This window comes from Bradyrhizobium sediminis, assembly GCF_018736085.1.
Taxonomy (GTDB): Bacteria; Pseudomonadota; Alphaproteobacteria; order Rhizobiales; family Xanthobacteraceae; genus Bradyrhizobium; species Bradyrhizobium sediminis.
This window is the reverse complement of sequence record NZ_CP076134.1, coordinates 448,631-471,493: the sequence shown is the minus strand read 5'-3', so window position 1 is coordinate 471,493 and position 22,863 is coordinate 448,631. Positions and strand designations below refer to the sequence as shown.

Sequence of the window (22,863 nt, the reverse complement as noted above, 5' to 3'; positions counted from 1 at the left end):
ATGGTAATGGTGCGAAACCAGAGATGACGCTGACAACCAGACTATCCATCGCCATGATATTGCTGGTTGCGATCGCGGTGTCCGCAGTCGGGTGGCTGAGCTATCGCAATCTGGAGCAAGCACTGCTGCCGCGCGCCCTCGATCGGATCGAAACGCATTCGCGGCTGGTTGCGGCCGATCTCGAATCCCACGCGGCGGGGGCACGTGGCGATGTCGCCAGCTATCGGTCTGCGCCCGGCTTGAATGCGTTCATCCGCGGACATCTGGCGGGCGGCATCGATCCCGTCGGAGGCACCTCCGAAGCGGCGTGGCTCAAACGGATCGCAGAACGTCTCTCGGCTGAACTCGAAGCCAAGCCTGTTTACTCGCGATTCCGCATCATCGGAATCGAAAACGACGGGCGTGAAGTCGTCCGTGTCGATCGCTCAGGCCCGAACGGAGCGGTTCGGATCGCACCCGATGCGGATTTGCAGCGAGCCGGCAACCGGTCCTATTTCAAGAACACGATCGGGCTGCATCCAGGTGAAACATACGTCTCGTCGATCGATCTGAACGAGGAGAACGGCACAGTCGAGACACCGCATGTTCCGACGCTGCGGGTCGCGACGCCGGTTTTCGCGCCCGACGGCAAACCGTTCGGTATCGTCATCGTCGACGTCGACATGCGGCCGGCGCTGGATCGCGTCCGGTCATCGGCGCAGCAGGGTGGAGCGATATACGTCGTCAACGGCCGCGGCGACTATCTCGTTCACCCCGATCCGGCCCGGGAATTCGGCTCGCAGGTCGGCACGGCGGCCAACTGGCAGACCGACCTGCCGGACCTGGCAAATTTGCCCGGAACGACACAAGTGGTGGCGCGGGCCGTGGCGGATCGCGCCGGACGGCGGGGCGGTGTAGCCCTGGCTCCCGCGGTTCTGGCCGGCAGGGAATGGGTCGGCGTGATCGAGAGCGTCCCCAACGCCGTCATCATGGCGCCGGCCGCGGCGATCCAGAACAGCTCGACACTGGTCGGACTGATCGCGGTGCTGTGCGCGGCCGTGCTCGCCGTATTGATCGCGAGGTCGCTGACCCGGCCGATCATTCGATTGACGGCGGCCGTCGAGGGGGCCGGCGGCAGAGGACCGGCCGCCATTCCGGTCGATGCGGGCGGTGAGACGGGGGTGCTCGCACGGGCGTTTGCGCGGGTGATCGACGAAGCCAATGCAAAAACCACCGCACTCGAACGCGAGGTTCAGGACCACCGCCGCACCGAAGCCGCGCGCGACCACCACGCCGCGCGCGAGCGTCTTTTCAGCGCCGCCGTCGAGTCCTCCAACGACGCCATCGTGACGAAATCCCTCGACGGCACGATTACCGGCTGGAACCCGGCCGCCGAACGGCTGTTCGGATATTCCGCGGCCGAAGCGGTGGGCAAGAGCATCGATCTGATCGTGCCGCCCACCCGCACCGCCGAGGTGCATGACATCCTGCGCCGGATCGGCTGGGGCGAAACGATCGAGCATTACGAAACCGAGCGCTTGCGCGAGGATGGCCGCACCGTCGAGGTTTCGCTCAGCATATCGCCGATCAAGTCGCCGTCGGGGCAGATCATCGGCGCATCGAAGACCGCCCGCGACATCACGGAAAACAGGCGAACCCAGCACGCGCTCCGCCAGCAGATCGAGGAGCGCCGCCGCATCTTCGAAACTTCCCAGGACCTGATCCTGGTGATCGATCCGAGGGGCGTTCTGGTTCAGGTGAGCCCGAGCTCCGAGGCCATTCTGGGATTTACGCCGAAAGAAATGATCGGCCGCAACGCCAGCGAATTCCTCCACCCTGACGACCTCGACATCAGCCGCGAGGAGATGCGGCTGGCCCGTCGCGGAAAACGCGCGCGAAACACCGATTCACGCTACCTCCACAAGGACGGGCGGATCGTGACGCTGTCGTGGATGGGCACATGGTCGGAGCCGGTGAGGCGGTATTTCTTCGTTGGCCGCGACATGACCGAAAGCCGCCGGGCCCAGGAAACACTGCGCGAAAGCGAACAACTGGCGCGCGGCATCATCGATACCGCGCTCGACGCTTTCGTCCAGATCGACGAGAGCGGCCGCGTCCGGAACTGGAATTCCCAGGCGGAAAAGATCTTCGGCTGGTCGCACGGCGAAGCGCTCGGGCAAAAGCTCGGTGACCTGATCATTCCGGAGACCCATCGTGCCGATTACAATGCGGGTATGGAGCGCTTCCTGCGCACCGGAGAAGGCCCGATCCTCGGACGCCGTATCGAGATCGAAGCGCTGCGACGCGACGGAAGAGAGGTCAAGGTCGAACTGAGCATCACCGCGTTGCGGCGCCGTGACGGGGTCGTGTTCAACGGATTCATCCGCGACCTGACCGACAAGATCGCGGCGGAAGACCGGATTCGCCAGGCCGAGAAGATGGAAGCGGTCGGCCAGCTCACCGGCGGAATTGCACATGACTTCAACAATATCCTGACGGTCATTACCGGCACCATCGAAATTCTGGCCGACGCGGTCGCCAAGGAGCCGCAACTCGCCGCCATCACCAGGATGATCGACGAAGCCGCGTCGCGAGGCGCGGATCTCACCCAGCATCTGCTTGCATTCGCCCGCAGGCAGCCGCTTCAGCCGCGGGAGACGGATGTCAATACGCTGATCATCGACACCGCCAAACTGTTGCGGCCGACGCTGGGTGAGCAGATCGAGATCGAATCGGTATTCGACGACGAAACGTGCATGGCGACGGTCGATCCCAATCAGCTGGCCACCGCCATCCTCAATCTCGCGCTCAACTCCCGCGACGCGATGCCCGGCGGCGGCAAGCTCATCCTCGAAACCAGCACGGCCGTTCTCGACGAAAGCTACGCAAACATGCACAGCGACGTGCGACCCGGACGCTACGTGCTGATCGCCGTGAGCGACACCGGAACCGGCATCCCCGCCGCCATGCTCGACAAGGTATTCAACCCGTTCTTTACTTCAAAGGAGCCCGGCAAGGGCACCGGCCTCGGCCTCAGCATGGTCTATGGCTTCGTGAAGCAGTCCGCCGGACACATCATGATCTACAGCGAGGAGGGCCACGGCACCACGATCAAGATGTATCTGCCGCCGGCCACCGGAGCCCTGCTCGCTTCCGATGTCGGCCTCGCACCCGCCGTGCAAGGCGGCTGCGAGACCATCCTCGTCGTCGAGGACGACAAGCTGGTCAGGGACTATGTGCTGACGCAATTGCATTCCCTGGGTTACGTCACGCTGGATGCGGCGAATGCCGCGGAGGCGCTGGCGATCGTCGAGGCCGGCAACAAATTCGACCTGCTTTTCACCGACGTGATCATGCCCGGGGCCCTGAACGGCCGCCAACTCGCCAACGAACTGCAACAGACCAAGCCCGACCTGAAGGTGCTCTTCACCTCGGGCTACACCGAAAATGCAATCATCCATCACGGCCGGCTCGACTCCAGCGTCCTGCTGCTGGCCAAGCCGTATCGCAAGTCGGACATGGCCGCGATGATCCGGAAAGCGCTCGACGGTTAAGGGCCGCGCACCGGCGCAGGCGTGGATCTGACGGGCCGCCGGTCAGGAACTGCGCGATGCGGTCATCACGATACGAATGAGATCGGCGGCATTCCTCGCGCCGAGCTTCTTCATGATGTTGGCGCGATGATCCTCGATGGTGCGCGGGCTGATTCCGAGATGACGCCCGGCTTCCTTGTTGGAAGCGCCCAACGTGAATTGCTCCAGCACCTCGCGTTCGCGCCGCGTCAACGGTTCGCGTCCCGGAAAATGCAGCGATGCGATTTTCGACGCGGAGCTTTCCGCCTGGCGGCGTGCATATGCCCCGATCGCCTCGTCCAGCCGGGCCACGATTTCGCGGCCGCGGAACGGCTTTTCGATGAAGTCCAGCGCACCATTCTTGATCGCACTGACCGCCATAGCGATGTCGCCCTGACCGGAGATCATGAAGATCGGTGCGGGATAGTCTTCGCCGTGAAGTTCGCGCAGAATATCGAGGCCGGATTTGCCGGGAATATGCACGTCGAGCAGGATGCAGGCGGGCGTTCGCGTCCGCGCCACCGCCAACAGCGCGGCGCCGTCCGCAAAGCAAATCACCTGGTAGCCCCCTGCGGACAGCACCATCGACAGCGTCTCACGGACGGCGGGATCGTCGTCGACCACGAAAATCTCACCTCGGGGAGCAGGATTCTCAGCCATGTGCCATGTCCATCGATCGTGAAAAAAGACGCACACTCACCGCACAGCACTGCACCAGACTGCAGGCAGTACAGATTTAAGCCCACCGTATTTGTACGGGACGAGGACTTAACGCACAAGTAGCGGCACGGACGTAGAACGGAGCGAAGGAGAGCGGTCATGCAGAAGGCCGCAGGAGCTTCGATCCAGTCCGACGTTCGAGATGGCGGCCATCATTCGATCATCTCGGAACTGGTGTCGCTGATCGAGCACGTCCAGGCCAGCATGCTCGAAGCGACGCTCGCAAGGGAAACGGCTCTCGGCCACCAGGAAGCTGCCGCCAACGTTGTTGTCCTGGATGACGTCACACCTCGCTACGTAAAAGCGAGCGATGCCCTGCATACCTGCAACGCGGGTCTTGGCGCCGCCCTGCGCTTCTTGCTGGATGCCAGGCCGTCAAACCACGGTGCGTGCGGCTTCGCGGGAAGCGACCGCCTCCCGAACCGGGCGAACCGGCCGCAGCTGAAAGGCACCGGATAGCGATACTTCCGGCAATTTGCCGCCGCTGCCGTCAGGATTCGGCGAGAGCATCCTGCGCCGACGACGCGCCCGGTCTTCTCTTCCTGTGCTTTCCCTTCAGGAACGAGACGTCGATCTCGGCGCCGTTGACGCGAACGAGTTCACATCGCCGATAGGCGAGTCCGGTCGACGACAGCAGCAGAAAGAACTCCTTGAGATTGAGGCCCTGGATGGAGCCTTCGACCGTGAGGATGGCGTCGTTGTCGGAAATGGCGTTGAGCAGGCAGTCGCGGCGCCAGGTCCCGTCGATGCCCATGATGCAGACGCCATAGCCGCGGCTGAAAGTCACGCGTTCAGGTGCTTTGGCGTCGTCCGCCATTCGTCACAACCCCGCCATCGCAGCGACCTTCGGAGCGACCGCGCCGGCGGCCGGCAGCTTTGCCGGCGTCGCTCGCGCACCGTTGGGCCGGTACAGACCACGCCGGTCCGGAAAGGGCTTGAAGACATCGGTCAGCCCGACCACGGTTTCCGCAGCGCCCAGCACCAGAAAGCCGTCCGATTCGGTCGCCCTGGCAAGCCGGTTGAAAATGTTGATCTTGGTGTCCTGATCGAAATAGATCAGGACGTTGCGACAGAAGATCACGTCGAAGACGCCGAGCTGGGAAAAGTCGTGCAGCAGATTGAGCTGCCGGTGCTGAACCATCGCGCGGATATCGGCATTGAGCTGCCACAACTCCCCCGTCTGCTTGAAATACTTGACCAGCATCTGGATCGGCAGGCCGCGCTGCACCTCGAACTGGCTGTAGATTCCCGCCTTCGACTTCTCGAGCACTTCCTGCGACAGATCGGTCGCAACGATTTCCACGCGCCAGCCGCTGAGTGCGGCGCTCATTTCCTTCAGGCACATCGCCAGCGAATACGGCTCCTGACCGGTCGAACCGGCGGCGCACCAGATCCGGATGCTCTTGCGGCTCGCGCGCGCCTGCAGGATCTCCGGCATGATCGAATCGCGGAAATGATCGAACGGAACCTTGTCGCGAAAGAAGAACGTCTCGTTGGTGGTCATGGCCTCGACCACCTGGGAGATGAGAGATGCGGATCCTCCCTTCATCTTCTGCACGAGTTCGCTGATGCCGGACAGGCCTGTCTTCCGCGAAAGCGGAAGCAACCGACTTTCGATCAGATATTGCTTGTCGGCAGACAGATCGAGACCGGAACTGTCCTTGAGAAGCTTGCGCAGGTATTCGTAATCTGACGGGGTCACTGGCGGCCTCTCAAGCGGATCGGGAAAATTGCGTTGATATCGCCGGACGAGGGCGGCGTATCGGGAAGGCCCGTCAGCAAGGCTGGGTGCGCCGATCGCAGGCGAGAGATCCGGCAATGCGGATAGTCGCCTCTCCGAATGCAGTCTTGGCGGGGATTTCCCCCGGCAGCTGGTGCAGCACGCATATCTTTACCCGACGCAACCCAATACAGACTTACGAAACGACGGTGCCGGCTACACCGGCACCGCGAGCAGGCCTACTTCCTGGAACTTGGCCGCAACGATGTCCTTGTCGAACGGCTTCATGATGTATTCGTTGGCGCCGGCATCGATGGCGCGCGCGATATGATCGATTCCATTTTCGGTGGTGCAGAACACCACCTTGGGCGCGGCGCCGCCGGACATTCGGCGCAGATTGCCGAGGAATTCGTAACCGTCCATGATCGGCATGTTCCAGTCGAGCAGGATCGCATCGGGCAGGCCGCGCTTGCAGACCTCGAGCGCCTTCTCGCCGTCCTCGGCTTCGATGATCTGAAAATCCATCTCCTCCAGGATGCGCCTCGCGATCTTGCGGATGACGCTGGAATCATCGACGACCAGACATGTCTTCATTTTAGCCATTTCTCCCAGCTGGGCGGTTGCAACGGCAATTCGAGCTATGCGGCAAGCGAGGTCTTGGGCACGATTTCGAGAACGCGATCGACGTCGAGGACGACCATGAGCTGACCGTCGAGGCGATGCACGCCGCCGGCGAGCTTGGCCATGCGGGGATCGAGGTTGACGGGGTTTTCCTCGCGGCCGTCGTCGTTAAGCTTGAGCACCTCGCCGATCTGGTCGATCAGGAGGCCGTAGGATTCGCCGCGCAGGTCGACGCCGACCGCCATCGGCGGCTTGCCGTCGTCGTTCTTCGGCAGGCCGAGCCGGGCGCGCATGTCCACCACGGTGACGATGCGGCCGCGCAGATTGAGCACGCCGGCGATCTCGCTCGACGACAGCGGCACCCGGGTCAGCCGTTCCGGCATGAACACGTCCTGGACGCGGGAGATCGGCAAGCCGAACAGCTGGCCGCCGATCATCGCGGTGACGTATTCGGAGACGGCGCCTTCGGTGCTCTGGGTCTTGTCGGTCATGGTCTTCTTCCTTTAGGCCCGAGGCTGAACTTGTTCATGCCGTCCGGCTAAACTTGTTTATGCCGCAGCCCTGGAGATCTCGGCGGTCTGTTCCTTCAGCGCGGCGATCAGGCCGGGGCGGTCGAACTTGGCGACGTAGTCGTGGAAGCCGGCCAGCCGGCCGCGCTCGATCGCCGCCGGCGACACCACCGAGGACAGCGCGATGATCGGCACCGAACTCAGATGCGCATCGGCCCGGATAACTTCCGCGAACTCGAAGCCGTTCATGTCGGGCATCTCGATGTCGGTCAGCACCACGTCGAAGGCCTGGCCCGAGCGCAGCGCGGAGAGGCCCTCCTGGGCGCTGGGCGCCACCCGCACCTTGTAGCCCGCAGCCTTCAGCACCGGCGCCAGCATGTTGCGGAAGAACGCGCTATCGTCGACCAGCAGCACCGACTGCGCCGATACCGAGGGGCGCATCTCCTTGCGGGAGAACCAGTCGGCGAACGCCATCGGGAGGAAGTGGCCGACGTCGATCACTTCGGTGGCCTGGCCCTTGATCACGGCCGAGCCCAGGATGCCATCCCTGGAACCGGCGACCTCGATGTTGAGCCGTTCCTCGACGATGTCGATGATCTCGTCGACCACCAGCCCCATCGAGCGGCCGTCATCGGCGAACACCAGGATCGGCTGCGATCCGGAACTCTGGACGCTGACGCCTTCCATCTGCACCAGCGGCATCAGCTGGTCGCGGTACTGCACCATGTAGCGGCCATTGGAGAGTTCGATCTTGTCGGTGGCCAGCTCCTCCAGCCGGGTGACGAGCCCGAGCGGCACCGCCTTGGGCTGGGTCGAGCCGGCGCGGAACACCAACAGCGAGGTCAGCTGCTCGGCGGCGCTGGCGCGGGACGCGGCGTTCTCGTCGGCGATTTCGTGGGAGGCTGAACCTGCGGCGCCGAGCGCTTTCGCAATGCCGTTGGGATCGATGATCATGATCACGGCGCCATCGCCCAGGATGGTATTGCCGGAGAACATGTCGATGTGGCGCAGCTTGGTCGACATCGGCTTGACCACGATTTCTTCGGTGTGGAACACGCCGTCGACCACGATGCCGAAGGTCTGGCTGCCGACCTGCGTCACCACGATGAAGCCGTTCTCCGGATCGGAGGAGGAGCCGTCGTCGATCTTCAAGAGCTTCTTCAGGTGCATCAGCGGCAACAGCTTGTTGCGCAGCCGCAACACCGCGGTGTCCTTGATGCGCTCGATGCGGTGCTCGGAATTGGCGCGGGCGCGCACCAGTTCGACCACCGAGAGCTGGGGAATGGCAAAGCGGTCGCCGGCGGCTTCCACGATCAGCGCCGAGACGATGGCGAGCGTCAGCGGGATCTTGATGGTGACGGACGAGCCCTCGCCGGCCACCGACTTGACGTCGATGGTGCCGCCGATCTGGTCGATATTGGTGCGCACCACGTCCATGCCGACGCCGCGGCCGGACACCGAGGTGACGGTGGCTGCGGTCGAGAAGCCGGGCGCGAAGATGAACTTGTGGATCTGCGCTTCCGTCATCTTCTCGAGTTCGGCTTCGCTGACGAGGCCGTTGGCGACCGCCTTGGCCTTGATCCGCTCGGTGTTGAGGCCTCTTCCGTTGTCGGCGATGCAGATGATGATGTGGCCGCCTTCGTGATAGGCGGACAGCCGGATGGTGCCCTGCTCGGGCTTGCCGGCCGCGGCGCGCTCGGCCGGGGTCTCCAGGCCATGGTCGGCCGAGTTGCGCACCATGTGCGTCAGGGGATCCTTGATCAAATCGAGCACCTGGCGGTCGAGCTCGGTGTCGGCGCCGTGCATCTCCAGTTCGATCTGCTTGTTAAGTTCGCCGGAAAGGTCGCGCACGATCCGCGGCAGCTTCTGCCAGGCGTTGCCGATCGGCTGCATCCGCGTCTTCATGACGCCTTCCTGCAGTTCGGCGGTGACGTTGGACAGCCGCTGCAGCGGCACCTTGAACTCGGTGTCCTCGTTGCGCCTCGAGATCTCCAGCAGCTGATTGCGGGTCAGCACCAGTTCCGACACCATCGTCATCAGGTGTTCCAGCGTGTCCACGTTGACGCGGATCGACTGGTTGGCGACGGAATTTTCGGCTGCCTCGGGATCGGCAGCAGCTCTTTTCTCGGCAACGGCCTTCTTCGCCGCCGGCTTCTTCTCTTCCGCTGGCGCAGCGTGCTGCGCGGGCTTGGGCGCGGGCGCCATGGGAGGCGCGGCCTCGATGGCGGTCTCGCGGAACGCGCGCTCCAGTTCATCCAGCGACACTTCGCCGGGACGCAGCGGACGCTCCAGCACCTGCGGCACCAGCGTGCCCTGCGCCACCGCGGGAGCATCGGCGATGGCAGCGGCCGGCGCGATCGGCGGAGCCGACGCTGACGCGATCGGCGAAGCCGACGCTGGCGATTCCGGCTCGAAGGCGCGCATGCTCAGTTCGACCAAGGGATCGATCAGATCCTGGTCGGTGCCCTCGGGCTCGGCCTCGGTGGCCTCGAGCCCTGCGAGAATTTCCTTGATGCGATCGATGCTGGAGAGGATCAGCGAGACGGCTTCGGAGGTGACCGGCATTCCGTCGCGGAATTTGCCCATCAGCGTCTCGCCGGCATGGGCGAGCGCTTCGAGGCGCGGCAGGCCGAGAAAGCCGCAGGTGCCCTTGATGGTGTGGACCAGCCGGAAAATATTATCCAGAATCTTGGCGTTGTTCGGATCCTGCTCGAACTTCACCAACTGGTTGTCGACCGTATCCAGGCTCTCGCTGGTTTCGGTCAAAAACTCCCGCAACAGATCGTCCATCAGAATACGCCTTCCAAGTGTGGTTGCGGGCGACCGTCAACCGTATTTCGCGTCAGATCTTCAACGGCCCCAGCGACCGGTATTCATTATCGAGCGGCGCGGATCGGATTGGGTCGGTGGCGTCGCTTAAGCGCGTTCAGCGGATATTCGTCCTTGCAATCGGTAACCTTGCCGGTTTCACAACCACGTTAATTTTGGTCTCCGTGCGAATACGGATGAACCAAACACATTGGTTACAGGGCGAGATGAAGACGGGGTAAACGCGAATGACATTGGTTGCCCCGAACATCGGCCACAACCAACTCGTCCTTGCGCTTGATCGGCTGGCCCCGGCCATCCCGGGGAATTGGAAGGCGGTGCCGGGAATGCGGGAGCCGGCGATCTCGATCGGATCGCGGGAAGCCGGAACGGCCCGCCGGCCGGCTTCGGTGTTCCGGCAAGCGCCGGAGTGTCGGCACCGATCCGGTCCGGACAATGATCCGGCGCGCAAGGCGGGCGCCGGGCGGCTCAGGCCGCCTGCAGTTCTTGCTCGCGCTTCATCATATGCCCGATTTCCTTGAGCGCCTTGTAGAGCGCGCCGCTCGCAACATGGGTGTTGACGGCATCGATCTGTTCGCCCGCCCCCGGAAGGCCGGCCCGCAGATCCCTGATGAGGCCGAGATATTGAGTCCGATAACGCGGATCGTCGTTTTTCAGATACATCATCTGAACGCAGAAATAGAGCCGCTTGACCGGCGTGTTGGCGGTCTCCGCAGTTACGGTATCCCTCTCGCGAAGGATCGGCGCCTCGCCGTCGATCGCAAATGAGGTGCGGGTACCGGAATTGATGAGGTCAAGCCCCAGTATGAGCGGCTGGTTCGCCCTCGCGGCCCGGCATCTAGTTTCTCCAACCTCGGCCTCGATCGAAGCCGTAAAACTACGGGCACCTTGCAACGCGCGTGGTGTTTTACCTGAATTAACGCGCTGTTCAATGACCGCTGGTAGTTGTTATAGGCTGACGGGTGCGAATTCGCTACAAAATGCATCGAAGTTTCCCTTTCGCATGCCGCGAGTGTCTCACCCGTGTCCGGCAATTTGCGAACCGCGCGGAGTAGATGACATGGCCTTTGATTTATCGATGCCGATCCTGGTGGTCGATGACTACAACACCATGATCCGGATCATCCGCAACCTGCTCAAGCAGCTCGGCTTCGAGAATGTCGACGACGCCAGCGATGGATCGTCCGCGCTCGCCAAAATGCAGGGCAAGAAATACGGCCTGGTGATCTCCGACTGGAACATGGAGCCGATGACCGGCTACGACCTGCTCAGGGAAGTCCGCGCCAGCCCGGAGCTATCGCAAACGCCCTTCATCATGATCACCGCGGAATCGAAAACCGAAAACGTCATTGCCGCCAAGAAGGCCGGCGTAAGCAATTACATCGTCAAGCCGTTCAACGCCGCCACGCTGAAGACCAAGATGGAAGCGGTGTTTCCGGGGTCGGCCGAATAGTCCTCTCGCGCGATCTTGAGCACCTAACCAAGGCACGGGCGACTGGACGGCAACCGTCCGCCGCTGCCCGATCCGGACGCTGAGCAGGTTCAATCACTCCCCGGCATTTTCCTGATCTTCATCCTCGGTCTGCGCGGATTTGCACTGCGGACCGCCGAGGCCGATCTCGCTCTTTGCCGCCGCGGCCGGGCGTGCGGCAGTACTTCTACGGTTTATGATTTTCACACACGGATAACGATAAGCGACGATATTTGCGTAAACAAAGGAGAACCTGATGTTTACGTTCGAAACGACCGACCAGAAAGAAGTCCGGCGTTTTCGCATCGCGCAGTTCAACGGCCGCACCGCAACGGCCAGATCCGACGGGTCGGCGGTCACGGGCTACGTGCGATCGGTGCTGGAAAGCAAGTCGAGCGTTCCGCCGCGGTGGACCATCACGATCGTCCCGGCCGAGGCCAAGACCAGGACGCTGCGGCCCTCGTCCCGCGTTCGGGCCTTCGTGGAAGACCTCTACTGAGCGGCTCTATACGGCGCCCGGATGCAGCAGCGCGGTGCGGACGAGGTCCGCCGTATTGCGCGCGCCGAGCTTTCGCATGGCTTCGGCACGATGGCTTTCGAAGGTCCTCGGGCTGATGCGCATCCGCAAGGCCCCCTCCTTGTTGGAGCACCCCTCGCTGATGAGGTTCAGAACCTCACGCTCCCGCCTGGTCAGGGGTTTCTGACCTGGCTCCGACGCAAACATGACGCCCGGTGCGCGCTCATTGGAGCGGCCGGTTCGCGCCTCCCACCCGGCCGCGCGGCCCGGCGCGGTGACGGTTTCCTCAGTCGTTCCGGCAATTTGCTTTATCATGGCGCAGACGCGCTCGGTTTGCTGAAGCGCATTCTCCACCACTTTCTGCAGGTAAACCCGATTGCCGTCGGTCTGCGAAAGCTGGTGGCTGTGCTGCTTGATTTCGCCCATGTAGAGCAGCAGCGCGGTCAGCGGCCCGTTGAGCTGGCGCGCGATTGCAGCCCCCGCTTCGTCCATCGCCTTGGATCGCGCGGCCGACAGCCGGATCATCTCGAGTTCGTCGCTGCCGGCCGGCGTGTCGCCCTCCGTCCACTTCGAAAAGGGCGAATCGGCGATTCGGTTTTCCTGCTGCGACATACAATTTGTTTAACGAGCCGGTCCTGTATGAGGGTTAATTTTGTACTCAGTAAGACTACGGGGATTTTAGCGAACCGTCAGTCGCCGCCGGCAGCGATTTTCCGCCAAACCATTCGTCCAGCGCCAGAAATATGCGACTTGTGCCAGAAACCCCGTATTTCGACGGGTCGTAGAAGTCCCCCCTGGGCGCCGGGCATATCCCCGTAGTTTCACGGGACCGTCCTTTAACGTCTTAATCTGCCGCCAACTGTTTTCATGCTTCTATGCACGGCACGGTCCCGCCCGCGGGCGACGGGCCGATCGCCGACTCCAATCGCGAAATCATGTGGCAATGGCACTAGCCGACCGGATCCAGGAATTTCTGCAGCGTCTGTCGCCGGTGACGCGCGGCACCCTGCTGACCGAACTCGAACGGCTGGAGATCTGCGGCGCTGAAATTCCCGGCGCAGCTCCGGTGCTGGAGAAATTGCGCGCAGAGTTCCGCAAGGACGGATCGACTCAAATCCGCGTCAGCAATCCCTCGCGATATTTCTTCGCGCCGCTGGAGCCGCTGTTGATCGACGCCGATCCGGAGCACGCCAATTCGGGACGGATATCGCGCGGTTCGCTGGCTCCGACATGGGAGTGGATCAGCCGGGATTTGCTGCCGACGATGGCGCGCGACTACATCAAGGAGATCAACGATCTGATCGCCAGCGACAATCAGCGAGGCGCCCGCAAGGCGGCCGCCACGTTCCAGATCAAGGTCGTCAAGTCTCTCGAGAACACGATCGGATCGCCGGATGCCGCCACCCAGACTCGCGCCAAGCTCGCGGCCTACACCACCGCGCGTTCGGCCTATGACGATCTGGTCAAGATGCTTGCCGTGATACGCGCGCAGGAAGCTCTTGCCAAGTTCAACGAGGGGCTGCCGGACAGGATCGCCAAATTCGACGACGCACAGGTCGCCAAGATTGCGACTCTGCTGGATGCGTTCGCCAGGAAGAACGCCGAGGTTCTCCCCTTTGCCCTGACGCTGGTGGCCAAGCGTCTGAAGACTCCCTGGCAGTTGATCCGCCTTGCCACCAAAGCGGCGCCCAGCAAGAACGCCTCCGACATCGCCGCCACGCCCTACGCAATCACGGTCTCGATGGTGCTGGACCGGCTCGACAACAGGCGGACGACGCTGCGCGTCGCCCTGAAGAACAACCGCGTGCTCGTCGCCAAGGAAATCCTGACCGAGTTCTACGACACCGAATATGCCCTGCGGGTCCGCATCGATCGGCTCGACGAATCCGAATGGGGGCAACGGCTCGACAGGCTGATCGACGCCATCGCCGCTCTCGTTGCACTGGAGATCAGCCGGTTTCCCGAAAAGATCGGCCACGTGCTGGGATCGCGCAGCCTGCGCAGCCACCAATCGCTTTCCGGTCGTCTGACTTATCTGGCGTGGAAGGGGCGCGACGCGCTGGCCGAAGGAGCCGCCTTTTGCCGCAAGCTGGTCCGCGCGGCCTGAAAAATCCGCGCGCCTCAACGGCGGCGTCCGATCGGCGCTTCCGCAAGGCGCACGTTGCGCGGCTGCGGCGTGATCCGGCCACAGGGCGCCTTATGAATTCTTGACGCGACGCAGGTTCAGGAACTTCTCGAGAAAGCGTCCCGAGACCACGAACCTCAGCCACCAATACGCCATCCGCCGTGTGTTCATCTGCCCGGTCCTCGATGCTGGGAGCGTCCCCGGCCGGCCCGTGATTAGCGCCGAACCCCTCTGCCGCATGTGACATGCTTCACATTTGGCCCAACAAACGCGCCGGGCGGCGCCAGTCAAACGCGCGCAATTTGGCGCACGAAAAAGCCCGCCGGTTTCAGCCGGCGGGCTCTGATCTCGTGTCGCTGCAAGCGCGACCGATCTGGGACCCCGGTACGTCCGCGGTAATCCCGAATCGGCCTGCGTCACATCGCGCGGAGGTTTTCCGCGCTGGTCTTGCCGCGCTTGCTGTCGACCGTCGCCTCGAACGAAAGCTTCTGGCCTTCGTTGAGCGAGCCCATGCCGGCGCGCTCAACGGCGCTGATGTGCACGAACACATCGTTGCCGCCATCGTCGGGCTGAATGAAGCCGAAGCCCTTGGTCGCGTTGAACCACTTAACTGTTCCGGTAGCCATTTTTACTTCTCCAAGATGCGCAAAAGCGCGAACTGCCCGCACGACCTTCGCGCGAGCTTAGATCCGATTTCAGCGATGTCTTGGGGAGTAGAGCCGGTTCGGCGCGATCAACAAGCAAATCGATTGTTCGAATGACGTCCGTTTACGCCACACCACCCGAAATAGCAAGCGAAACCGGCCAGCATGATAAAATGCTAATAAGAGCAATGGCCGTCGTTCAATGGGGGCCGCCGATCCGGTTCCTGATCGTCGGCCATGCCCGATGTTCCCGTCCTGCTCGATCCGGGCACGCTGCAATCGTGAAATCTTTGCACGCAACCTCCGCAAATTTTACTCACATTGCGCAGTTTAACGTTACTCGAATAATTCAATTCTGCGCGCAAGATCACCATATTTGAAGCCACGCACGCCGCTAAGAAACTTTCCGCTTCAGGAGGAGGAGACTAGCGATGACGGATCCGATGTTCCGCGGCAAGCCGGAGGGAATTCACGCAACCTTTGGGCGCCGCAAAGTCTCTCCTCGTGCATGTGTTGCAGACAGCAAGAAGCACCTCCGCGCGTTCCTTGCCGACGTCCTTGAAGATCTCGGCTTCGTCACCAGCGAATGCGCGAAGGCCGACGAATTGGGAGAGATCCTCGCGACTCAACTTCCGGATATCATTATCCTCGGAGTGTCGGTCGATGGAATCGAGGCCGGCAAACTTCTCGAAATCCTTGTCCGCCGAGAGTTCAGCGGCAAGGTTCTCGCCATCGGCGCCCGCGAGTCGATCATCGTCAAGGCGGTACGCCAGGTCGGCGAGGAATACGGCCTTGCGATGCTACCGCCGATCACCACGCCGTTCGCCGCCGAGACGTTGCGCGAACGCATTGCCATGCTCCTGCCGGAGGATCCAGTACCGAGCCCGGCAGTTCACGTGGCGGAAGCATTGCACGCCGGCTGGCTCGAATTGTGGTACCAGCCGAAGATCGATGCCCGCACCCTCGTGCGCTGCGGCGCCGAAGCGCTGGTACGAATGCGGCATCCGACCTGGGGCGTGGTCCCACCGGCCTATTTCATCCCGGAAGACGACGATCCGCACCTGCTGCGCCTGTCGGAATTCGTGATCGACCGCGCCATGGAGGATTGGCACCACCTGCTCGAAAAGCACAATCCGACGGATATCTCGATCAATCTGCCGGCCTCCTTTCTCATGGATCGCCAGGCCGTGCGCGATCTCTGTCGAAGGATGCCGGCTCATCCGGCGTTCGGTGGCCTGCTCATCGAGATCAACAGCGCCGAGGTCATCCTCAATCAGAAGCTGCTGATTGATGTCGCGAGGGAAGTGCGCCTTCACAACGTTGCAATTTCGATCGACGATGTTGGAGCCGACTGGCCGGCGCTGATGGGGATCGAAACCTTTCCCTTCGCCGAACTCAAGGTTGACCGGCAGTTCGTCACGGGCTGCGCAAACGACCGGCTAAAGCAGACGGTATGCCGCAGCATCATTGAACTCGCCAGGAGTCTTGGCGTCCGGGTCGTTGCCGAGGGAATCGAGAGCCGCGCCGATTTTGTCGCGGCGAACGAGATGGGTTTCGACCAGGTCCAGGGCTATCTGTTGGGCAAGCCCATGGGGCTCAAGAAATTCGCGCGCTCCGCCCTGATCCATCCGGTGCTCGTGACGAAGTGAACCGATCGGCGCAGCAAGGGGCTGCGGTCGAATTCCGTCCTCGTCAGGCGCCGAAGCAGAGGCGGCAGATCAGCCGAGCCGGCTGATCTGTTCCTCGGTCACCACGCGCTCGACGTTCTCGGTCTTGCTCTTGATGCGGTAGCGCGGGCGGCCGTCGGCCTCGATCGGCAGGCAGGTGACGATGGTGTAGACGCTGCGCGGCTTGACGCTGGCGCGGCCCTGCGGCCCCTGCAACTGGTGGAGGACGTCGTCGTTGATCGCGTAATTATGGGCCATCGCCTGATCTTTCCGGGTGAGACCGGGCTTTTAGGCGCAATAGGCCGAAAACGCAACAAACTTCACTGGTTAACAGGGATGCAGATACGGTATTCGGCGCGGTTCCGGCGGTTTTCCGGCCTGCCGGCGCCGCCCGTCAGCCGCCGCTACCGACCGGTAAAGCGCGCCGGACGCTTCTCGACAAAGGCCGCCGCCCCCTCACGCAGGTCCTCCGTGACGAAGGCACGGCTCTGCGAGGAGGCCTCGTCATCGAGCGTGGACGCCAGCGACGCGTTCCAGGCAGCGTCGATCTGGCTCTTGATCAGGCCGATGCTGACGGGCGGGCCGTCGGCAAGCCCTTGCGTGATCGCCAGGGCCTCGTTCAGCAAGTCGGCATCTTCCACCATTTTCCAGATCAAGCCCCATTGCTCCGCCTTTTCGGCAGGGAGCGGCTGGCCCGTCAGCGCCAGCGCGCGGGCTCGCGCGACGCCGATCGACCTTTGCAGGAACAGGGACGTTCCGCCATCGAGCGCGGCGCCAAGCCGCACGAAGCTCAGAATGAAGCGCGCCGAGCGCGCGGCGATCACGATGTCGCCCGCAAGCGCAATACCGACCCCCGCTCCCGCCGCAGCGCCGTTCACGGCGACCACGATCGGCTTGGATGAAGCGCGCATCTTCTCGATCACGGGATTGATGCTCGCGCGCATGCTCGCGCCGATCTGCTCTCCCGCCGCGAAAGTGTTGCCGCCGCCCAATTGCGCCCCGGCACAGAAGCCCTTGCCGGTCCCGGTCAGCAGGATCGCCCGCACGTCGGAATCTTCAATTGCCGCATCGAGCGCCTGGCCCAGATCGCCCAGCAGGCTGGCGGCGAGAGCGTTGTACTGCGCGGGGTTGTTGAGCGTCAGGACCGTGACGGAACCGCGCCGTTCGGTGAGAACCATCGACATGCTATCTCGTTCCCTCGTCAATCGCTGGCGCCGCCAGCCGCCGTCTGGCTGTCCGCTTGCGGACCGCGATGCCCGCTACAGGGAACGCGCGATCAAGAGCTTCATAATCTCGTTGGTCCCGCCGTAGATCTTCTGGATGCGAGCGTCGACAAACATCCGCGATATCGGATATTCCTGCATGTAGCCGTAGCCGCCATGAAGCTGCAGGCATTCGTCGGCGGTTTCTACCTGCTTTTGCGAGCACCACCACTTCGCCATCGACGCGGTGACGGTATCGAGTTCGCCGGCAATCAGCCGCTCGATGCACCAGTCGACGAATACCCGCGCGATCGTGGCTTCGGTCTTGCGTTCGGCAAGCGTGAACGCAGTGTTCTGGAATTCGATGATCGGCTGACCGAACGCCTTGCGCTCTTTGGTATAATCGGCCGTCAGCTTGATCGCGCGCTCCATCGAAGCCACGGCGCCGATGGCGAGCAACAGCCGCTCCTGCGGCAATTGCTGCATCAACTGAACGAAGCCGCTGCCTTCCTCGCCGCCGAGAAGGTTTTCGGGAGGCGCCACCGCATTGTCGAAAAACAGTTCGGAGGTGTCGGAAGCGTTCAAACCGATCTTGTCGAGATTGCGCCCGCGCCTGAAGCCGTCATTATCAGCGGTCTCGACGACGATCAGGGAGAGGCCCTTGGCGCCCGGCCCGCCGGTTCGCGCCACCACGATGACCAGGTCGGCGGCCTGGCCATTGGTGATGAAGGTCTTCTGGCCGTTGATCACGTAGTTATTGCCCTGCTTGCGCGCCGTCGTCCGCACCCCCTGGAGATCGGAGCCGGTTCCGGGCTCGGTCATGGCGATGGCGCCGATGAACTCGCCGCTTGCCATTTTCGGCAACCAGCGGCGCTTCTGTTCCTCGGAACCATAATTCAGGATGTAATGCGCCACGATGCCGCTATGCACCGAAACCCCTGTGGTGACTTCCGGCACCACGCTTTCGATGTCCTCGATCACGGCGGCGTCATAGGCGAAGGCGGCGCCGAGGCCACCATAGGCTTCCGGCACGCTCGGCAGCAAGGCACCCATCTCGCCGAGCGCCCGCCAGGCCGAGCGGTCGACCATCTTCTGCTTGCGCCATGTCTCGGCGTGCGGCGCCAGATCCTTGGCGAGGAATTTGCGGAACTGGTCGCGGAAGACGTCCAGCTCCTCGGTCATCCAGGACGAACGGTAGGTCATTCGGTATCGCCTCACACGAGAGAATGGTTGCAACAACGCGTTGCGCAACGGCAACCGCATGTAACGCCAATATCTGCAACGGGACCAGAGCTTCCCGCTTCGAAATGCCCGCGCCTCAAATCAGGAGGCCGCCGCCGGCGACCACCACCTGGCCGCTGATGTAGTTCGATTCCGGGCTGCAAAAGAGGTAGACGGCGTCGGCGGCTTCTTCCGGCGTGCCGCCGCGGCCGAGCGGAATCATCCGCGACATGGCGTCGAGCATTTGCGGCTGGACGCCGACCTTGATGTCGCGCCCGGCGACATCGATGGTCTTCTGTTGGACCTCGATCGGCTGGGTCAGGCGGGTATTGATCAGGCCGAAGGCCACGCAATTGACGTTGACCTTGTAGCGTCCCCATCCTTGCACATCGTGCGCGTCAACCCGATCAGCGATGCCTTGGCCGAAGAGTAGCTCGCCTGCCCGGCATTGCCGTAGAGCCCCGCAATCGACGAGATGTTGACAACCTTGCGGAAGACCTCGCGGCCGGCTTCGGCCTCCTTCTTGGCCATGATCCGGATCGGTTCGGACGCGGCTCGCAGAATGCGGAAGGGCGCGACCAGATGCACATCGAGCATGGCCTGGAACTGCTCGTCGGTCATCTTCTGGATCGTCGAATCCCAGGTGTAGCCGGCGTTGTTGACGATGATGTCGAGGCCGCCGAAGGTCTCCATGGCCGCGTTGACGAAACGATCGGCAAAGCCGGCCTCGGACACGCTGCCATTGACCGCGATCGCCTCGCCGCCGGCCGCCTTGATTTCAGCGGCAACGGCGTCGCCGGGCGCCGCATCGAGATCGTTGACCACGACCTTGGCGCCCTCGCTCGCGAGCTTCAGGGCGATGGCGCGGCCGATGCCGCGTCCCGATCCGGTGACGAGCGCGACTTTCCCCTTGAGTTTCGGCATTTGGTTTCCTTGATCAAAGCGCGATGATGGCTTCGCCGGCGAGCTTGATCTCGCCGCTGTCGTCCTTGGTGGTCAAAGCGAGCCTGGCTCGCTTTTCGCCCTTGTCCTCGAACAATTCGGTGACGCGGCCCTCGCAGGTCAGGCGTGCGCCGAGCTGCGTGATCGCCGCAAAGCGCGTCGAGAAGGAACGAATGCGATCCGGGGCAACCGCATCGGTCAGCGCCTGGCCAAGATAGGCCATGACCAGCATGCCGTGCGAAAATACGTCCGGGAAACCCGCGGCCTTGGCGAAATCGATGTCGACATGGATCGGATTGTGGTCGCCCGAGGCGCCGCAATAGAGTGCCAGCGTGTGACGCGAGATCGGCGGGAAGGTCTTGTGCACGATCCGCTCGCCGACATCAGGAGCGTTGGTTGCCGTTTCGCTCATGATGCCCCCTGGTTCCGCACCACAATGGTGCGCGCGGTATCGGCGACGCGAACGCCGTGCTGATTGGTGACCTCGGTCTCGACGACCACCATCGTCATCGCGCCGCCCTTCTTGTCGGCAACGTCGGTGACACACGACTTGAAGGTCAGGGTGTCGCCGACCACCACGGGGGCGTGATAGGTGAAGCGCTGCTCGCCGTGCAGCACGCGGGCCAGATCGATGTTCAGGTCGGTCAGGAACTCGAACGGGCGCTCGTTATCCATCAGTTCGAGGCAGAACAGATAGGTCGGCGGCACCGGAATCGCGGAATAGCCCGCGGCGTGCGCGGCCGCCTCATCGCGGTAGACCGGATTGCGCTCGCCGAGCGTGTTGAGGAAATAGCGCAGGCGTCCGGGCTCGACGCGCGCGACGACCGGCGTGAAGTTGCGCCCGACGGCGGATTGATCGACCATGTCTGCTGCCTCACGCGCGCTCGTACAAAGTCACTACGCAAGCACCGCCAAGGCCGAGATTGTGCTGCAATCCCAACCGCGCGCCGTCGACCTGGGTGGCCGCGGCCGTTCCGCGCAATTGACGCGTCAGCTCGTAGCATTGCGCCAGTCCGGTCGCGCCGAGCGGATGGCCCTTCGACAGCAGGCCGCCGGAAGGATTGGTGACGATTCTGCCGCCATAGGTATTGTCGCCATCATCGATGAATTGCGCCGCGCCGCCCTCGGGACAGAGACCCAGGGCTTCGTAGGTGATCAACTCGTTCTGGGCGAAGCAATCGTGCAACTCGACCACGTCGAGATCCCCAGGGCCGATGCCCGCGGCTTCATACACCTTGCTGGCGGCGTCGCGCGCCATGTCGAAGCCGACGACCTGCATCATGTCGCTTGCGCCGAAGGTCGACGGCGTGTCGGTGGTCATCGCCTGCGCGGCGATCCGGACGTCCTTGCGCAGGCCATGCTGGCTGGCGAATTTCTCCGACACCAGAATAGCGGCCGCGCCGCCGCAGGTCGGCGGACAGGCCATCAGCCGCGTCATCACGCCCGGCCAGATCACCTGATCCTTCATCACGTCGTCGGCGGTGACTTCCTTGCGGAACAGCGCCAGCGGATTGTTTTTGGCGTGACGGCTCGCCTTGGCGCGGACCTTGGCGAAGGACTCCAGCGGCGTGCCGTACTTGTTCATGTGGCTGAGGCCGGCGCCGCCGAAATAGCGCAGCGCCAGCGGGACGCCGGGGGCGTCGACCAGCTTGTCCGCAGCGGAGTCGAAATCGTCGAACGCGCTCGGCCGGTCGGTGAACACCGCACCCAACGCACCGGGCTTCATCTGCTCGAACCCGAGCGCCAGCACGCAATCGGCGGCACCCGATTCGATGGCCTGACGCGCGAGGAACAGCGCGGTCGAGCCGGTCGAGCAATTGTTGTTGACGTTGACGATCGGGATGCCGGTCATCCCCACCGGGTACAGCGCGCGCTGCCCGCAGGTGGAATCGCCGTAGACGTAGCCGACATAGGCCTGCTGGATCTGGCCGTAGTCGAGGCCGGCATCGCCGAGCGCGAGCCTGGCCGCCTCGGCGCCCATCACATGATACGGCTCGTTGGCGCCGGGCTTGACGAACGGGATCATGCCGACACCGGCAACATAGGCGCGAGATGACATCGGACCCTCCGTAAATTACCCGTTGGACTTTTTATTACCCGTGGGTAATATACGTCGGATACGATCGAGTCAACGCGAGGCGGCCGGAAATCGATATGGACGCGCGGGACCTGCCTTCCGATTCTTCGCCCTGGATGCCGTTCGAGAGCCGCCGCCGCGCCCGCGACGAGAAGCGCGATGCCGTGCTGCGGACCGCGGTGCAGCTGTTTCTCGAGCAGGGCTATCATCGCGCGACCCTGAACGAGGTGGCCGAGCGGCTGAACATCACCAAGCCCGCGCTCTACAACTACTTTCGCAGCAAGGAAGAGATCCTGTTCGAATGCTGGGCGATCGGGCAGGAGCAGGTCGACGACTTCATCGCCGAGATCAATGCCAGCGGCGACAACGGTCTCGTCAAGCTTCGCAGACTGGTGCGCGCCTATGCCGAGAACATGGCGACCGACTACGGCGCCAGCCTGGTGCGGTTCGACCCGCGCGATCTCAGCGAGAAGAACAGCCGGGTCGTCCGCGCCGCCAAGCGAGGCATCGACCGGACGTTCCGCAAGTACATCGCGGAAGGAATGGCGGACGGCTCGATCAAGCCGTGCGACCCCAAGATGACCGCTTTCATGATCGCGGGATCCCTGAACTGGATCGGCCACTGGTTCCAGCCCGGCGGTGAACTGTCGGCGGAAGCCATCGCCAAAGAATTCGCGCTCCGGCTCACCGAGGGGCTTGCCGCGAAACCGGCAAGAAAGCGGGCGGCGGCGGCACCCGCCAAGCGCAGGCGGACCGGCGGCGGATCACGGTGAACGCCGCGGCCGGGAAGCCAACAGACCGGCCCAGTCGAATCGGAAAAAGACATAGCTGACAATCAGCTGACATGGTTCAACAGCATCCTGTCAGCCCTCATGGACATAGTAGTTCGCACGGCCCACAACTGGCCGACTTGATTGACACAAATCAACGGCTGCAGGGGCGGACCGGAATAAGCCACCTCCCGACGAAAGCCCGATTTCGCTCGATCGCCAATACATGGAACTGATGATGCATCTCCGCCAGGCGAGCTTGTGTCTGCGCTCTTGG

At 63.0% G+C, this 22,863-nt stretch carries 22 protein-coding genes and 1 pseudogene; 7 read left to right on the top strand and 16 right to left on the bottom strand.

Translation table 11 applies throughout. From position 1 onward, the window contains the following. The first annotated feature begins 23 nt into the window (after positions 1–23). Positions 24–3,533, top strand: a complete 3,510-nt coding sequence (locus KMZ29_RS02315; RefSeq protein ID WP_215622298.1) for a PAS domain S-box protein — start codon at positions 24–26, stop codon at positions 3,531–3,533. A 42-nt stretch (positions 3,534–3,575) separates the two neighbouring features. On the opposite strand, the gene KMZ29_RS02310 is transcribed toward KMZ29_RS02315, so the two are convergent. Further along, the gene (locus tag KMZ29_RS02310) at positions 3,576–4,211 is read right to left on the bottom strand and encodes a response regulator transcription factor (protein ID WP_215622297.1); all 636 of its coding nucleotides are present in this window, start codon (positions 4,209–4,211) and stop codon (positions 3,576–3,578) included. A gap of 159 nt (positions 4,212–4,370) precedes the next feature. On the opposite strand from KMZ29_RS02310, the gene KMZ29_RS02305 reads away from it, so the two are divergent. Continuing rightward, positions 4,371–4,730, top strand: a complete 360-nt coding sequence (locus KMZ29_RS02305) for a hypothetical protein (RefSeq protein WP_215622296.1) — start codon at positions 4,371–4,373, stop codon at positions 4,728–4,730. A 31-nt stretch (positions 4,731–4,761) separates the two neighbouring features. Here the strand turns inward: KMZ29_RS02305 and KMZ29_RS02300 are convergent, their stop codons facing one another. The 6 genes from KMZ29_RS02300 to KMZ29_RS02275 all read right to left on the bottom strand — a co-directional run bounded on the left by KMZ29_RS02300 (position 4,762) and on the right by KMZ29_RS02275 (position 10,814). Next, positions 4,762–5,088 carry a PilZ domain-containing protein gene (locus KMZ29_RS02300; RefSeq protein WP_215622295.1) on the bottom strand — a complete coding sequence of 109 codons (327 nt, stop codon included), beginning with the start codon at positions 5,086–5,088 and terminating at the stop codon, positions 4,762–4,764. A gap of 3 nt (positions 5,089–5,091) precedes the next feature. Further along, on the bottom strand, positions 5,092–5,973 hold the full coding sequence (locus KMZ29_RS02295; RefSeq protein ID WP_215622294.1) for a CheR family methyltransferase: 882 nt from the start codon (positions 5,971–5,973) through the stop codon (positions 5,092–5,094). 234 nt (positions 5,974–6,207) lie between these two features. Next, positions 6,208–6,585 (bottom strand): response regulator, encoded by a 378-nt coding sequence (locus KMZ29_RS02290; RefSeq protein WP_215622293.1) that lies wholly within the window; start codon positions 6,583–6,585, stop codon positions 6,208–6,210. A gap of 44 nt (positions 6,586–6,629) precedes the next feature. Next, entirely contained in the window at positions 6,630–7,103 is a 474-nt protein-coding gene (locus tag KMZ29_RS02285) for a chemotaxis protein CheW (RefSeq protein WP_215622292.1), read from the bottom strand. Between the two features lie 57 nt (positions 7,104–7,160). Next, positions 7,161–9,911 carry a hybrid sensor histidine kinase/response regulator gene (locus KMZ29_RS02280; protein ID WP_215622291.1) on the bottom strand — a complete coding sequence of 917 codons (2,751 nt, stop codon included), beginning with the start codon at positions 9,909–9,911 and terminating at the stop codon, positions 7,161–7,163. 507 nt (positions 9,912–10,418) lie between these two features. Then, complete coding sequence (locus KMZ29_RS02275) at positions 10,419–10,814, bottom strand: flagellar biosynthesis repressor FlbT (RefSeq protein ID WP_369810155.1); 396 nt, start codon at positions 10,812–10,814, stop codon at positions 10,419–10,421. A gap of 196 nt (positions 10,815–11,010) precedes the next feature. Here KMZ29_RS02275 and KMZ29_RS02270 point away from each other — a divergent pair, with 196 nt between their 5' ends. Both KMZ29_RS02270 and KMZ29_RS02265 read left to right on the top strand, forming a co-directional pair. Then, the gene (locus KMZ29_RS02270) at positions 11,011–11,403 is read left to right on the top strand and encodes a response regulator (RefSeq protein WP_215604528.1); all 393 of its coding nucleotides are present in this window, start codon (positions 11,011–11,013) and stop codon (positions 11,401–11,403) included. Between the two features lie 274 nt (positions 11,404–11,677). Beyond that, entirely contained in the window at positions 11,678–11,920 is a 243-nt protein-coding gene (locus tag KMZ29_RS02265; protein WP_215622290.1) for a hypothetical protein, read from the top strand. Between the two features lie 6 nt (positions 11,921–11,926). Here the strand turns inward: KMZ29_RS02265 and KMZ29_RS02260 are convergent, their stop codons facing one another. Next, a complete protein-coding gene (locus KMZ29_RS02260) occupies positions 11,927–12,550 on the bottom strand; it encodes a LuxR C-terminal-related transcriptional regulator (protein WP_215622289.1) in 624 nt (207 codons plus the stop codon). Between the two features lie 331 nt (positions 12,551–12,881). Between KMZ29_RS02260 and KMZ29_RS02255 the strand changes: the two genes are divergently transcribed. Next, positions 12,882–14,045, top strand: a complete 1,164-nt coding sequence (locus KMZ29_RS02255; protein WP_215622288.1) for a hypothetical protein — start codon at positions 12,882–12,884, stop codon at positions 14,043–14,045. Positions 14,046–14,479: 434 nt separating this feature from the next. Here KMZ29_RS02255 and KMZ29_RS02250 read toward each other — a convergent pair whose 3' ends face one another. After that, positions 14,480–14,689, bottom strand: coding sequence for a cold-shock protein (locus KMZ29_RS02250; RefSeq protein WP_215604524.1), 210 nt, complete (start codon positions 14,687–14,689; stop codon positions 14,480–14,482). 461 nt (positions 14,690–15,150) lie between these two features. Here KMZ29_RS02250 and KMZ29_RS02245 point away from each other — a divergent pair, with 461 nt between their 5' ends. Next, a complete protein-coding gene (locus KMZ29_RS02245; protein WP_215622287.1) occupies positions 15,151–16,356 on the top strand; it encodes an EAL domain-containing response regulator in 1,206 nt (401 codons plus the stop codon). Between the two features lie 69 nt (positions 16,357–16,425). Here KMZ29_RS02245 and KMZ29_RS02240 read toward each other — a convergent pair whose 3' ends face one another. From KMZ29_RS02240 to KMZ29_RS02210, 7 genes and pseudogenes are all read right to left on the bottom strand, one after another. Further along, positions 16,426–16,632, bottom strand: a complete 207-nt coding sequence (locus KMZ29_RS02240; protein ID WP_215622286.1) for a hypothetical protein — start codon at positions 16,630–16,632, stop codon at positions 16,426–16,428. A gap of 146 nt (positions 16,633–16,778) precedes the next feature. Continuing rightward, a complete protein-coding gene (locus tag KMZ29_RS02235; protein WP_215622285.1) occupies positions 16,779–17,558 on the bottom strand; it encodes an enoyl-CoA hydratase-related protein in 780 nt (259 codons plus the stop codon). Positions 17,559–17,633: 75 nt separating this feature from the next. After that, positions 17,634–18,779 carry an acyl-CoA dehydrogenase family protein gene (locus KMZ29_RS02230; protein ID WP_215622284.1) on the bottom strand — a complete coding sequence of 382 codons (1,146 nt, stop codon included), beginning with the start codon at positions 18,777–18,779 and terminating at the stop codon, positions 17,634–17,636. A gap of 115 nt (positions 18,780–18,894) precedes the next feature. Continuing rightward, positions 18,895–19,721: pseudogene (locus KMZ29_RS02225) on the bottom strand (SDR family NAD(P)-dependent oxidoreductase). A 13-nt stretch (positions 19,722–19,734) separates the two neighbouring features. Then, positions 19,735–20,151, bottom strand: coding sequence for a MaoC family dehydratase (locus tag KMZ29_RS02220; RefSeq protein WP_215622283.1), 417 nt, complete (start codon positions 20,149–20,151; stop codon positions 19,735–19,737). Next, positions 20,148–20,603, bottom strand: a complete 456-nt coding sequence (locus KMZ29_RS02215) for a MaoC family dehydratase N-terminal domain-containing protein (protein ID WP_215622282.1) — start codon at positions 20,601–20,603, stop codon at positions 20,148–20,150. Before KMZ29_RS02215 ends, KMZ29_RS02220 begins: the two co-directional genes overlap by 4 nt. A gap of 10 nt (positions 20,604–20,613) precedes the next feature. Continuing rightward, positions 20,614–21,798 (bottom strand): lipid-transfer protein, encoded by a 1,185-nt coding sequence (locus KMZ29_RS02210; RefSeq protein WP_215622281.1) that lies wholly within the window; start codon positions 21,796–21,798, stop codon positions 20,614–20,616. Between the two features lie 95 nt (positions 21,799–21,893). Between KMZ29_RS02210 and KMZ29_RS02205 the strand changes: the two genes are divergently transcribed. Beyond that, entirely contained in the window at positions 21,894–22,589 is a 696-nt protein-coding gene (locus KMZ29_RS02205; protein ID WP_249779808.1) for a TetR/AcrR family transcriptional regulator, read from the top strand. Positions 22,590–22,863: the final 274 nt, after the last annotated feature.